This window comes from Dryocola baronae (assembly GCF_051297175.1).
Taxonomy (GTDB): domain Bacteria; phylum Pseudomonadota; class Gammaproteobacteria; order Enterobacterales; family Enterobacteriaceae; genus Dryocola.
On the sequence record NZ_JBINNY010000001.1, the window covers coordinates 5015327 to 5028134 of the forward strand.

Consider the following 12808-nt stretch of genomic DNA (forward strand, 5'->3'; position numbering starts at 1 on the left):
ACGGATTTTTCCCTCTCCTGTTCGGAACAAGACTAATGAGCCAACCACAATCTACTCCGGCTGCAAATCCGGGGCTGCTCGAGCGCGTGTTTAAACTGCGCGAACACGGCACCACCGTACGCACCGAAGCGATCGCCGGTCTAACGACCTTCCTGACGATGGTGTATATCGTATTCGTCAACCCGCAGATCCTCGGCGCCGCCGGCATGGATACCCAGGCCGTCTTCGTTACAACCTGTTTAATTGCCGCATTGGGTAGCATCCTGATGGGGATTTTCGCCAACCTTCCGGTGGCTCTGGCACCGGCGATGGGGCTGAACGCCTTCTTCGCCTTTGTGGTCGTAGGCGCGATGGGCTTGTCCTGGCAAGTGGGCATGGGCGCTATCTTCTGGGGCGCAATCGGCCTGTTGCTGCTGACTATTTTCCGCGTACGCTACTGGATGATTGCCAATATCCCAGTAAGCCTGCGCGTGGGCATTACCAGCGGTATCGGCCTGTTTATCGGCATGATGGGGCTGAAAAACGCCGGTATTATCGTTGCCAACAAAGACACGCTGGTGAGCATCGGCCACCTGACGTCTCACAGCGTGCTGCTGGGCGCGCTGGGCTTCTTTATCATCGCGGTTTTGGCTTCCCGTAATATTCATGCCGCGGTGCTGGTGTCTATCGTGGTGACAACGCTGCTGGGCTGGCTGATGGGCGACGTGCAGTATCACGGCATCGTTTCTGCGCCGCCGAGCGTCATGACGGTTGTGGGTCAGGTAGATTTAGCCGGTTCGCTGAACATTGGCCTGGCGGGCGTCATCTTCTCCTTCATGCTCGTCAACCTGTTCGACTCCTCCGGTACGCTGATCGGCGTGACGGACAAAGCCGGGCTAACGGACGAGAAGGGTAAATTCCCACGCATGAAGCAGGCGCTGTACGTTGACAGTATTTCGTCCGTTGCGGGTTCTTTCATCGGCACCTCTTCCGTCACCGCGTATATCGAAAGCTCATCCGGCGTCTCCGTGGGTGGCCGCACCGGTCTGACCGCGGTTATCGTCGGCCTGATGTTCCTGCTGGTTATCTTCCTGTCGCCGCTGGCGGCGATGGTGCCGGGCTACGCGGCCGCCGGTGCGCTGATTTACGTTGGCGTTTTGATGACCTCAAGCCTGTCGCGCGTGAAGTGGGACGACCTGACCGAAGCGGTTCCGGCGTTTGTCACCGCAGTCATGATGCCGTTCAGCTTCTCGATTACCGAAGGTATCGCGCTTGGCTTTATTTCCTACCTGGTGATGAAGCTGGGGACGGGACGCTGGCGTGAACTCAGCCCGTGCGTGATTGTGGTGGCGCTGCTGTTTATCCTGAAGATTGCTTTTATCGACTGATTTTATTGTCGGGTAGCGCTTCGCTACCCGATTTATTCCGTATTAGCCCTTCACGCGCTTGATGTAGTCGCCAAACGCCGTGAGCTGGCCGGTCAGATGATCAAGCGTGCTTTGATCGACCACTTCCCCCGTTTGCGTATCCACTTTGTTCTGAATCACCCCGCCCATAAACTCCGGCTTGTTCATGACCATCGCATCAAGGAAGACCAGGATCTGACGCAGATGGTACTGACAGCGCGCCCCGCCGATTGCGCCCATCGAGCTGGTCTGAATCAGCACGGGTTTGCCGGCCAGCGGCTGCTCCGGCAGGCGCGACAGCCAGTCGATAGCGTTCTTCAGGCCGCCCGGTACCGAATAGTTATATTCAGGCGTGACGATCACCACGCCGTCCGCGCTGCGAATCTGCTCGGCAATGGCTTCAACCGTCTGCGGGAAGCCCTCTTCCTGCTGCATGTCCGCATCGTACAAAGGAATATCGGCAATGGACGGCAGCGCGTCAATGCTCATACCCGCCGGAGCGATTTTCGGCAGCGTGCGTGCCACCATGGCGTTGAATGAGCCTTTGCGCAGGCTCCCCAGCAGCGTAACTATCTTTAACGAATCGGACATGGATACTCCTATTTGTCTGACGTTCAGGAAAGGTTAGTGTGGAAATAAGGCTTTTTCATAGGGCTGACTGGTAAAGCGTATGATGCGACCGTCAGGATCGCTACGTCGGGACTGCACATCTTTCAGGCTTTGCCAGCCTTCACGGCTGTCGTACTCCCACAGATTCAGCTTCTCAACCGCCGGGGAAACCGTGCAGGCCCAGACCAGAATGTCCTCTGCATCGCTAATCGCTTCGATATGCGTTTGGTTTACCACCCGCATCCGGCCTGCGCCGGGGATCAGCTGTAGCCCTTCATCGTTACCGGTGAGCTTAAAGACGCTCTGGCGCAGCGCGCGCAGCTGGGCGCGGGCCTCGTTGGTATCGTTTTGATTGTTGATCCAGATTGATTCGTTGCTGCTAAAGGTGGAGGTATGGAAGCCAGGCGGGGTGGGGCCAAACGAGCGTGGGAGCTCCATATCAAGACCGCATCGCCCCTCCGTGGTTACCACTACGCCAACCGTATTACCGGCATAGGCGATGCTGAAATCGGTCAACGAACTGTCGGCGAAGTGAGGGCGACCCGCAACCGTAGTGATAATTTTTGGCAGCTGCTGGATGCCGTAGAGCATAAAGAGCAGTTCGGCCAGCAGCGTACGGGATGCCAGAAACCGTGCGCGGCGACGTTCCGGCAGGCTGTGGGCATAGATGAAAGTGTCTTCGCTGAGGCGGGAAGGGCTTGGGTACGTAGAATTGATTGTCCATCGTGCAAAATGCGTTGCCATTTTTCGCTCCATGATAATGGTCAATGGGACACCGTGATCAATTGTAAGGCCTTTAGCCTTACAACGCACGGTCGGAAAGGTGTAAAAAACCGTCAAGAGTGACACCTTTACCGGCTCGCGCTGGCGTTAAATCGCACGATGCTGCTGAACCGAGTTGCCCAAAATCATGCGGCTGCCTAGCTGAATATTGTAAACCGGCGCGTCCGGCTGCATGGCCCGCAGCTGGAGCTGGCGGACGGATTCCCGGCCCAGCTCCTCGCGCGGTACGTATACGGCCGTAAGTTTGGTGTCGCCTCTGTGCAGCAGGTTCGCCCCGTCCATGCTCATTACCGACATCTGTTTCGGCACGCTGATGCCGTACTTCTGCAGCACGTCTATCACGCCGTAGGCCAGAAAGTCCCCGCCGCAGAGCATCGCCGTTGGCATCAGATCTTTTTGGGTATTGGCGAGGATGTGCTCCATGGCTCTTTTCCCCTCCTCCATGCTGAAATCCTCGGCGGCGCAAAGGTGCTGCCGCTCATCAAAGGCCAGGTGATTGTCGCTGAACGCCGCGCGGATGCCCTGTAAACGCTGGAACAGCGTATCTCTGGGCAAGCAAAGCAGCGAAACGATGCGCGTATGGCCCGCTTTTATCAGATAGTCCGCGCTGTAATAGCCGATGGTGCGGTGGTCTGGCGAGATGGAGTCGAGGATCATGTGCGGGTTGTAGGCATTGATCATCACGCAGGGCTTCTGCGCGTTCGCGGCGATTTCGTGAACCAGAGGATCGTCAATACCAATGAGAATGGCCGCTTCGTTTGGCGGCGTTAGCAACGCTTTCATAAAGCCCGGCAGGTCGCTATTCACCTCCGTCATACCGTGGAAGCGGATATGCACATCCCGCTCGGCAAGCTGCGCGGTGATGGTGCTGATAATGGCGTGATAAAAGAGATCGGTTCGAACATCGAAGGCCCGGTGCGGCGCAAAAATAGTGAGATGGTTGAACAACACCCTTTCAGACAGTAACGATTCAAAAATGCCCTGAGCGCTGGCGCAGGCAATGACCTTTTGACGCGCCTGCTCGCTGGTTTTTCCCTGCCCGGATAAGACGCGGGATACCGTGCTGGTGGATAATCCCGTTTCCTTAGCTATCTCTTTGATTTTTAATGAACCTTTCATTTTGAGATCCACTTCACAGTTCGTTATGGGCACATTCCCATGAAATTTAATTCAATATAAACAATATTTTACTGTTTATTATTCAGTTATTAACCCTGATGTTGGGAATACTACCATTCTTTCTCGTTGCTCGCTGTCGGGTGCGTCACTACTCTGTCATTCATTCGGAACAGTTTTATTTATGGCTATCGTTCCTGTCTTTTATTATGAGAGTAATGAATTATGATCAACGACACTTCTGTTGTTTCCGTTCAGGTATGTGACACGTCTGATTTCTTTGGTCCGGTATTTACCTGGCAACACGCTGGCAATAATCATCTTACCTTTAAGTGTGATGATAATCATATTGCTCACGTTTATATTCTGGAAGAAGATATCATTCGCGTAATGGTTCTGCCGAATGCGGAGCAGCATGTTTCAAATACCTGGGCGGTAGTGGCGGGCGCGGAAGACGTCGCTTACGAAGGGCGCGAAAAAGTAGACCTCTCGCCGTTTACCCTCCCGGAATATCAGCTTCACGCTGAGGGCGATATAGTGCATATCGCTACGCAAAAAATTAAGCTAGCAATTAATTTAAAAGGATTTTTCTGCCATTGGTCAGTGCTGACCCACAGCGGCTGGCAGGACGCGGCCCAGGACCGTCCGACCCAAAGCTATAACTTCAATTTCTGGGATCACCGCGTCTACCATTATTTAAAACGTTCTTCCGACGAGATGTATTTTGGCCTGGGGGAGAAAAGCGGTGAGGCAAACCGTCACGGTAAACTTTATCGCATGATGAATACGGATGCGGCATATTATAATGCCAACACCTCCGACCCTCTTTATAAACATTTTCCGTTCTATTTAACCGTTAATAAAAATACCCAGGCCACCTTCGGTATTTTTTACGACACCTATTCCGACTGCCTGTTTGATATGGGCAAAGAGATGGACGATTACAACGGCTTCTTCCGTTCATTTATCGCGGAGACGGGCGATTTAGACTATTACTTTATTGCGGGTTTAGATAATTCAGAAGTAGTAAAACGCTTCACCTGGCTTACCGGCAAACCGGTATTCCCGCCAAAATGGAGCCTCGGCTACTCCGGCTCGACTATGACCTACACCGATGCGCCAAACGCGCAGGAAAGAATGGGGGAATTCCTCGACCGCTGCGAGCAGCATGACATCCTGTGCGACTCCTTCCATCTGTCGTCCGGCTATACGTCTATCGACGGCAAGCGCTACGTCTTTAACTGGAATACCGACAAATTCCCGGACGCTAAAGCATTTATCCAGCATTACCGTGACCACGGCGTGCGGCTGGTTGCCAACATCAAACCTGCCCTGCTGACGTCACACCCGCTCTACCAGGCCGTTGCCGCAGAAGGGCTGTTCGTGCGCAACGCCAAAGACACGGCGCTGGAGCTGCCGTTCTGGGGCGGCAAAGCGTCCTACGTGGATTTCACTCGCCCGGAAGCTATCCAGTGGTGGAAAACCTCTATCACCAGCGCGCTGCTTGATTACGGCATTGCCTCCATGTGGAACGACAACAACGAGTTCGAAGTGAAGGATGCTCGTTCAACCTCCTGCTACTTTGGGCAAAAGGTTGCCGGCCATACCATCAAGCCACTGCAAACCCTGATGATGCTCAAAGCCTCCTTTGAAGCGCAGAAAGAGTACCAGCCGGAAGTTCGCCAATTCTCCGTCTCCCGTGCGGGCGTGGCGGGTATGCAGCGTTACGTGCAAACCTGGTCCGGTGACAACTACACCTCCTGGGAAACGCTGAAGTTTAATATCCGCATGGGCACGGGGCTGGCAATGTCCGGCATGTCGAATACCGGCCACGACGTGGGTGGCTTCTTTGGGCCGGTGCCGGATCCCGAGCTGTTCATGCGCTGGATCCAGTTTGGCGTTTTCCTGCCGCGCTTTAGCATCCATTCGTGCAACAGCGAAGGCGAAAGCGTGACCGAGCCGTGGATGTACCCGGAGATCACTCCGCAGATCCGCGAGATGATCAAGCTGCGTTATTCCCTGCTGCCGTATTACTACCACCTGCTGTGGCGTTCCCATCAGTACTTTGAGCCGATTATGCGCCCGACGTACTACAGCTATCCGGGCGATCAAAACTGCTACGCCGAAAACGACGAAATGATGATTGGCGATAGCCTGCTGATTGCCGCCGTTGTCGAACCGGGCCAAACGACGCGAACCCTTTATCTGCCTCAGGGCGACAGCTGGGTCGACTTCTGGCGTGGCGAACATTATGCGGGCGGCCAGCAGGTGACGCTGCCAGCGCCGTGGGATAAACCGGTCGTGCTGGTGCGCGCAGGCAGCGCTCTGCCGCTTAACGTTGCCGAGCAGCATTTCAACGCCCGCCGTGACGAACGCGGATTTATGATCTTCCCACATAAGGGCTGCGGCGAATATACCGCGGGGTGTTACGAAGACGACGGCGAAACCTACGGCTATCAACAGGGCCGCTGCGGGGAATGGCAGCTGCACGTCAGCAGCAGCGAAAGCCAAATCGAAGTGGAAATTGAATTTGCCGGTGACCAGCAGTTCAAGTCTGAACAGCTAATAGTGAAACTTCCGGCTGGCGAAACCCGCCCGCTGGTGGTGCGCAATAAAAAAGCAGAGTGGCAAAAAGACCACTGGAGCATTACCTGCTGAAAAAGGATTAGCCTCACACGCTGGTGTGGGGCTTTTTGATAGTCTCTGAATACCGAGGTCTCTATGTCTGTCTCTATGCAACAAGCTTCCTGCGCTGTCGCCAGCCGCCCAAAAGGCTGGAGGCGCAACCTCCGCTGGTATTTCGTTATCCTGTTTATGCTGGGCGTGGTGTTGAACTACGTCACGCGTAACTCGCTTGGCGTGCTGGCTCCTGAACTGATGACCGAAATGGGCATGACCACCGAACAGTACTCGTGGGTGGTTGCCGCGTTTCAAACGGCGTACATCATCTTTCAGCCCATCTGCGGCTGGTTTATGGATGTGGTTGGCTTAAAAATTGGTTTTGGCGTGCTGGCTTTGCTTTGGTCGCTGATCTGTGTTTTCCACGCCGGAGCAGGCAACTGGATCCAACTCGCCGTACTGCGCTTCTTTATGGGCAGCACCGAGGCCGCGTCCGGCCCGGCTAACATGAAGGTAATGACCGAATGGTTCCCGCGTAAAGAACGCTCCATCGCTAACGGCTGGGGTGGCGTGGGCTTCTCGCTGGGCGCGATGATTGCGCCGCCGCTGATCGTCGTCATTCATATGTACTGGGGCTGGCAGGCCGCGTTCGTCGTACCGGGTATTGTCGGCGTGCTTTGGGTCGGGCTGTGGTTCTGGGTGTGTGATACGCCAGCGAAAAGTAAGCATCTGAGCGAAGAAGAGCGTAACTACATTCTGTCCGACCAGGACCCGCCTTCCGGCAACATGAAGCAATCGCTGTGGCGCGCGCTCTGGTCTTTGCTGAAGGTGAAAAAGTTCTACGGCATTGCGCTGCCCGCGTTTATGGCTGAACCCGCGTGGCAGGCACTGAGCTTCTGGGTGCCTATTTATATGATGAACGATCGCGGCATGTCGCTGAAAGAAATAGCGATGTTTGGCTGGCTCCCCTTCCTGCTGGCTGACTTCGGAAGCATTGCCGCCGGGCACGTCACTCAGTGGCTGCATCAGCGCTTTAACATCACGCGCATTAACTCCGCCGTCCTGACGTCGTGTTCAGGGGCGCTGATCATGACCAGCATGATGAGCCTGGGCTTTATCGCCAACCCTTACATTGTGATTTTCATTATCTCTCTGGCCGGGTTTGCCCATACGGTGATCTCAGGGATGCTGGGCGTGCTGGTGATGGAATCCTTTGAGGCGAACCAGGTGGCAACGGTAAACGGCCTGCGCGGAACCTTCGCCTGGATTGGCGGCTGTATCTTCTCACTGCTGATTGGCGCGCTATACACTACCGTCGGCTTTACGCCGCTGTTTAGTGCGCTTGGCCTGTTTGACGTGATTGGTGCGGTGATCATGGTAGGGATTCTCTACCAGTGGGGAACCGGCAAGAAAGCGGCTGCAAGCGTGTAATTTTGTGGAAACCTTGTTAGCGGACAAGCCGCTAACAAGGTGAATACCTGCTAACCAGAAATCATTTCCCGATACAGAAGCTGGAGAAGATTCTTCCCAGCAGATCGTCAGACGTAAACTCCCCGGTAATTTCGCTCAGGCTCTGCTGTGACAGACGCAGCTCTTCCGCCAACAGTTCACCTGCCCATGCGCCTAAAAGCTGTGCCTTGCCCTGTTGGAGGTGTTGGGCTGCCTGCTCCAGCGCCTGCAGATGGCGGCGACGCGCTAAGAAGCCGCCTTCCATGTTGGTTTCAAAGCCCATGCTCTGTTTTAGGTGATCGCGCAGCACATCTATGCCTTCACCGGTACGCGCGGAAAGGCGTACAAGTGAGTGACCGTTCACATCACTGAGGCCCAGAGTCTCGCCCGTGACGTCCGCTTTGTTACGCACGACGGTAATCGGCAGGCGCTCCGGCAGGCGAGCGATAAAGTCTGGCCAAATGGCCGCCGGGTCGGTGGCGTCCGTCGTTGTGCCGTCAACCATAAATAGCACGCGGTCGGCCTGTTCGATCTCATTCCACGCGCGTTCGATACCGATGCGTTCTACTTCGTCGCTCGCTTCGCGCAGACCGGCGGTATCGATGATGTGCAGCGGCATGCCGTCGATGTGGATATGCTCGCGCAGCACGTCGCGCGTTGTACCCGCAATGTCCGTGACGATAGCGGCTTCGCGCCCGGCCAGCGCGTTTAGCAGGCTCGATTTCCCGGCGTTTGGACGCCCGGCAATCACCACCTTCATGCCTTCGCGCAGCAGGCTGCCCTGGCGTGCTTCGGCGCGTACCGCATCGAGATCGTTAATGACCTGATTGAGCTGGGCTTCGATTTTACCGTCGGACAGGAAGTCGATTTCTTCGTCCGGAAAGTCGATGGCCGCCTCAACGTAAATTCGCAGGTGGGTTAACGCTTCGACCAGGTGATTTACACGAGCCGAAAATGCGCCCTGCAAAGAGTTAAGCGCCGAACGAGCGGCCTGCTCCGAGCTTGCGTCAATCAGATCGGCGATGGCTTCCGCCTGCGCCAAATCCAGTTTGTCATTGAGGAATGCACGTTCGGAAAATTCGCCGGGCCTTGCGATACGCACGCCGGGCAATGCCAGAATACGTTTTAGCAGCAGGTCGAGGATCACCGGGCCGCCGTGGCCCTGCAGCTCCAGCACGTCTTCGCCGGTAAAGGAATTAGGGCCAGGGAACCACAGCGCGATGCCCTGATCGAGCGTCGTGCCGTCGCCATCGCGAAACGGCAGGTAATCGGCATGGCGCGGTTTAGGAAGCTTGCCCAGAATCGCCTGTGCGACGTCGCGAGCATGGAGGCCTGAGACGCGCAGGATACCGACCCCACCACGTCCCGGCGGTGTCGCCTGGGCAACGATTGTCTCGTTATGGCTCATTACTGTCCCTTCGTGATTGCTGGTGGATGGCGCTTTGCTTAGCCACCCGACGAAAAAAAGAAGGCGGTCAATTGACCGCCTTCCGTGTGCTTAAGCTTAATCGCTATCAGGTCTTTTTCTTGTCGCGGCTGTGTAAGCCACGTTTTTCCAGACCGCGATAAATCAGCTGCTGCTGGATGATGGTCACCGTGTTACTGACGATATAGTACAGCACCAGACCAGACGGGAACCACAGGAAGAACACCGTGAAGATGACCGGCATAAAGGTCATGATCTTCTGCTGCATCGGGTCGGTCACGGTGGTTGGCGACATCTTCTGGATGAAGAACATCGTCAGGCCCATCAGGATCGGCAGGATGTAGTACGGGTCTTGTGCGGACAGGTCATGGATCCACAGTGCGAACGGCGCATGGCGCAGCTCAACGGAGCCCATCAGCATGTAGTACAACGCCAGGAAGATTGGCATCTGGATAACCAGCGGGAGACAGCCGCCCAGCGGGTTAACCTTCTCGGCTTTATACAGCGCCATCATTTCCTGACTCTGACGCTGCTTATCGTCACCAATACGCTCACGCATCGCGGCCAGTTTAGGCTGCAGCATGCGCATCTTCGCCATGGAGGTGTACTGCGCTTTGGTCAGCGGGTACATGATGCCACGAACGATAAAGGTGATAACGATAATGGAGAAGCCCCAGTTACCGACGAAGCTGTGGATAAACTTCAGTAGCTTGAACAGCGGCTGAGAGATAAACCACAACCAACCGTAATCCACCGTCAGGTCAAGGTGTGGCGCCACGGCTGCCATTTTGTCCTGAATTTCCGGGCCGACCCACAGGGTGCTACCCAGTTGAGCGGTCTGGCCAGGCTGAACCAGCTGCGGTGCGGATTTATAACCAATCGCCGCCACGTCGTTGTTCAGTTTGGTGGTATAGAAGTTGTTGGTGCCCTGATTACGTGGAACCCATGCTGTTGCGAAGTATTGCTGCAGCATAGCAACCCAACCGTTGTTGGCGTTGACGTTCAGGTTTTCACCGTCTGCGATGGTATCGAATTTATATTTTTCGTATTTCGCATCAGGCGTGGAGTACGCGGCACCGCGGAAAGTGTGCAACGCAAAGTTGCTGCTTCCGGTATCACGATGAGACGGCAGATTGATGGACTGCTTCAACTGACCAAAGGTTGCCAGCTCCAGCGGTTTCTCACCGGCGTTCTTCACGTTGTAATCCACGCTAACCGCGAACTCGCCGCGTTTTAAGGTGAAGGACTTGGTGAAGACGTTGCCTGCCGCATCGGTATAGGTCATAGGGATAACCAGCTCGTTCTGACCGTCGGCCAGTTGGAAGGTATCGCTATCAACGTTATACAGAGGACGTGCACCGTTAGCTGGATTGTCCGGACCATCACGACCCGTCAGGCCGCTTTGCGCCTGATAGATAAATTCTGGTGTCGTTTCCAGTAACTGGAATGGCTCGTTTGATTTGAGCTCTTTCGGGTAGGTCAACAGCAGCGCCTGCTCAACATCACCACCACGGGTGTTGATGGAAAGTTCGAGGACGTCAGTTTTAACCGTGATGATTTTTCCCTGGCCACTGGCCGGCACGCCCTGGCTTGCGGCATCACCCGCTGCGGTGGTCGTAGTCTGCGTGGTCTGCTGCACCTGAGGTTGCGGAGCGTGGTCCTGCTCCCAGGCTTGCCAGATCATGAAAGACACGAACAACAAAGCGATGAGAAAGAGATTGCGTTGCGAATCCATCGTTAGTGTTCTCTGGTATCAATTGGTCCAGGTGGGACGGGATCGTCACCACCGGGGTTTAAAGGATGGCATTTTAATACGCGTTTCACCGTCAACCAACTGCCTTTTAGCACCCCAAACCTGCGTAATGCCTCAATTCCGTAGTGAGAACAGGTTGGAGTGAAACGGCAGTGCGGCCCAAGAAGTGGGCTTATCAAGCGCTGATAGACCTTTATCAGGCCAATCAGGAGCCGTGAGACAGGCGACAGTGACGGCGCCATAATTTTTCCAATGCTTCCGATAAAGCCCGGTTATCCAGGTCACCCACACCTTTCTTAGCCACTACCACGAAATCCATTGGAGGCAATTCGTGCTGACGCAGACGAAAGCTTTCACGCGTCAGACGTTTAATCCGATTGCGTTCATGCGCGCGTTTGACGTTTTTCTTAGCGACGGTAAGACCGATGCGGGGATGCCCCAGCGAATTCAGGCGGCCGAGGATGGTGATTTGCGGCGTGCCAGCTCTTTGAGGTTGCTGGAAGACGAAAGTGAAATGAGTGGGAGTTAACAAGCGTAACTCCCTGGGAAATGCGAGCTTAACCACTCAGGGGTTAGCTTTTATTACTTAGAAACGGTCAGACGAGAACGGCCTTTAGCACGACGACGTGCCAGAACCTGACGACCATTTTTAGTTGCCATACGAGCACGGAAGCCGTGTGAACGGTTGCGCTTCAGTACGGACGGTTGAAAAGTGCGTTTCATGGCGATTTCTACCTAAACTTGGATAAATTTCACTGGGTTAGCATAACGCCCTGCAGAAACTGCAACGACTTACGCCTCAGTGTGGCTGATTAAAGAGGCCGGATTGTAATAATTGTACACTCCGGAGTCAATTCTCTTTCCTTAATTCCCGCGCCTGAATCCCTCTTCCGACCCTAAAAATGCCCAGGATCTGACAAGTCAAACACAGTGTCGATACGCGACGGGTGGGGAATTATACGGCGTCCCCATTAAAGCGCAAGGATCGACAGGGATCTTCCTTAGATCTCTTCAGTCTGATTTTGGCTATGGTCATTAAATTTTCCAATATGAGCGCGCAAAGCACAGCACGCCCGCCAGGATCGATTACACTAAACCTGCTCAAAACTGCCCTGTGGATAAATCGGGAAGAAACTGTGAGAAACAGAAGATCTCTGCGGCGCTTTAGGCTATGATCCGCGGTCCCGATCGTGATCCAATACCGTTCACCTTGAGGGTAAACCGCAGATAGCGGTTCGCACGCTTCCCGTACCGGGATCCCAGCGGGGAGAGTCGGCGTGTGTCAACAATCATGAATGTAAAACTTTCAGTCTTCGTCTTTTTATCGACTTTGTTCGAGTGGAGTCCGCCGTGTCACTTTCGCTTTGGCAGCAGTGTCTTGCCCGATTGCAGGATGAGTTACCAGCCACAGAATTCAGTATGTGGATACGCCCCCTACAGGCGGAACTGAGTGATAACACGCTGGCCCTTTATGCGCCAAACCGTTTTGTACTCGACTGGGTAAGGGATAAATACCTAAATAATATCAATGGATTGCTGAACGATTTCTGCGGCAACGATGCCCCTTTACTGCGCTTTGAAGTCGGCAGTAAACCCGTCAGCCAGACCCAAAATCAGCAAGCGGTTGCTACCGCAGCCCCTGCACAAACTGCCCGCGCAGCCGCGCCC

Annotated in this window: 12 protein-coding genes; 4 read left to right on the forward strand and 8 right to left on the reverse strand. The window is 54.8% G+C overall.

The genetic code is table 11. From position 1 onward, the window contains the following. Positions 1–35: 35 nt before the first annotated feature. Positions 36–1367 carry an NCS2 family permease gene (locus tag ACSPHG_RS23660; RefSeq protein WP_435955901.1) on the forward strand — a complete coding sequence of 444 codons (1332 nt, stop codon included), beginning with the start codon at positions 36–38 and terminating at the stop codon, positions 1365–1367. Between the two features lie 42 nt (positions 1368–1409). On the opposite strand, the gene ACSPHG_RS23665 is transcribed toward ACSPHG_RS23660, so the two are convergent. From ACSPHG_RS23665 to ACSPHG_RS23675, 3 genes are all read right to left on the reverse strand, one after another. Beyond that, positions 1410–1976 (reverse strand): NADPH-dependent FMN reductase, encoded by a 567-nt coding sequence (locus tag ACSPHG_RS23665; protein WP_435955902.1) that lies wholly within the window; start codon positions 1974–1976, stop codon positions 1410–1412. A gap of 33 nt (positions 1977–2009) precedes the next feature. Next, positions 2010–2738, reverse strand: a complete 729-nt coding sequence (locus ACSPHG_RS23670; protein WP_435955903.1) for a 4'-phosphopantetheinyl transferase family protein — start codon at positions 2736–2738, stop codon at positions 2010–2012. Positions 2739–2864: 126 nt separating this feature from the next. Beyond that, positions 2865–3896 carry a LacI family DNA-binding transcriptional regulator gene (locus ACSPHG_RS23675; RefSeq protein WP_435955904.1) on the reverse strand — a complete coding sequence of 344 codons (1032 nt, stop codon included), beginning with the start codon at positions 3894–3896 and terminating at the stop codon, positions 2865–2867. A 222-nt stretch (positions 3897–4118) separates the two neighbouring features. Between ACSPHG_RS23675 and ACSPHG_RS23680 the strand changes: the two genes are divergently transcribed. Both ACSPHG_RS23680 and ACSPHG_RS23685 read left to right on the forward strand, forming a co-directional pair. Continuing rightward, the gene (locus ACSPHG_RS23680) at positions 4119–6551 is read left to right on the forward strand and encodes a glycoside hydrolase family 31 protein (protein WP_435955905.1); all 2433 of its coding nucleotides are present in this window, start codon (positions 4119–4121) and stop codon (positions 6549–6551) included. A gap of 63 nt (positions 6552–6614) precedes the next feature. Beyond that, entirely contained in the window at positions 6615–7943 is a 1329-nt protein-coding gene (locus tag ACSPHG_RS23685; RefSeq protein ID WP_435955906.1) for an MFS transporter, read from the forward strand. A gap of 61 nt (positions 7944–8004) precedes the next feature. On the opposite strand, the gene mnmE is transcribed toward ACSPHG_RS23685, so the two are convergent. The 5 genes from mnmE to rpmH all read right to left on the reverse strand — a co-directional run bounded on the left by mnmE (position 8005) and on the right by rpmH (position 11863). Continuing rightward, complete coding sequence (gene mnmE / locus ACSPHG_RS23690; RefSeq protein ID WP_435955907.1) at positions 8005–9369, reverse strand: tRNA uridine-5-carboxymethylaminomethyl(34) synthesis GTPase MnmE; 1365 nt, start codon at positions 9367–9369, stop codon at positions 8005–8007. Positions 9370–9475: 106 nt separating this feature from the next. Continuing rightward, the gene (yidC, locus tag ACSPHG_RS23695) at positions 9476–11122 is read right to left on the reverse strand and encodes a membrane protein insertase YidC (protein WP_435955908.1); all 1647 of its coding nucleotides are present in this window, start codon (positions 11120–11122) and stop codon (positions 9476–9478) included. A gap of 2 nt (positions 11123–11124) precedes the next feature. Beyond that, positions 11125–11382 carry a membrane protein insertion efficiency factor YidD gene (gene yidD, locus ACSPHG_RS23700; protein ID WP_121267534.1) on the reverse strand — a complete coding sequence of 86 codons (258 nt, stop codon included), beginning with the start codon at positions 11380–11382 and terminating at the stop codon, positions 11125–11127. Continuing rightward, positions 11346–11705 carry a ribonuclease P protein component gene (rnpA, locus tag ACSPHG_RS23705; RefSeq protein ID WP_121267533.1) on the reverse strand — a complete coding sequence of 120 codons (360 nt, stop codon included), beginning with the start codon at positions 11703–11705 and terminating at the stop codon, positions 11346–11348. The genes yidD and rnpA overlap by 37 nt, the downstream gene beginning before the upstream one ends. 17 nt (positions 11706–11722) lie before the next feature. After that, positions 11723–11863, reverse strand: coding sequence for a 50S ribosomal protein L34 (gene rpmH / locus ACSPHG_RS23710; RefSeq protein WP_003849659.1), 141 nt, complete (start codon positions 11861–11863; stop codon positions 11723–11725). Positions 11864–12490: 627 nt separating this feature from the next. Between rpmH and ACSPHG_RS23715 the strand changes: the two genes are divergently transcribed. Further along, positions 12491–12808: DnaA N-terminal domain-containing protein (locus ACSPHG_RS23715; RefSeq protein WP_435955909.1), on the forward strand; the 318-nt coding region annotated here is incomplete at its 3' end.

Coding starts and splice junctions, on each gene's coding strand:
- ACSPHG_RS23660 (WP_435955901.1), top strand. CDS start 36: ATGAGCCAACCACAATCTACTCCGGCTGCAAATCCGGGGCTGCTCGAG.
- ACSPHG_RS23665 (WP_435955902.1), bottom strand. CDS start 1,976: ATGTCCGATTCGTTAAAGATAGTTACGCTGCTGGGGAGCCTGCGCAAA.
- ACSPHG_RS23670 (WP_435955903.1), bottom strand. CDS start 2,738: ATGGCAACGCATTTTGCACGATGGACAATCAATTCTACGTACCCAAGC.
- ACSPHG_RS23675 (WP_435955904.1), bottom strand. CDS start 3,896: ATGAAAGGTTCATTAAAAATCAAAGAGATAGCTAAGGAAACGGGATTA.
- ACSPHG_RS23680 (WP_435955905.1), top strand. CDS start 4,119: ATGATCAACGACACTTCTGTTGTTTCCGTTCAGGTATGTGACACGTCT.
- ACSPHG_RS23685 (WP_435955906.1), top strand. CDS start 6,615: ATGTCTGTCTCTATGCAACAAGCTTCCTGCGCTGTCGCCAGCCGCCCA.
- mnmE (WP_435955907.1), bottom strand. CDS start 9,369: ATGAGCCATAACGAGACAATCGTTGCCCAGGCGACACCGCCGGGACGT.
- yidC (WP_435955908.1), bottom strand. CDS start 11,122: ATGGATTCGCAACGCAATCTCTTTCTCATCGCTTTGTTGTTCGTGTCT.
- yidD (WP_121267534.1), bottom strand. CDS start 11,382: ATGGCGCCGTCACTGTCGCCTGTCTCACGGCTCCTGATTGGCCTGATA.
- rpmH (WP_003849659.1), bottom strand. CDS start 11,863: ATGAAACGCACTTTTCAACCGTCCGTACTGAAGCGCAACCGTTCACAC.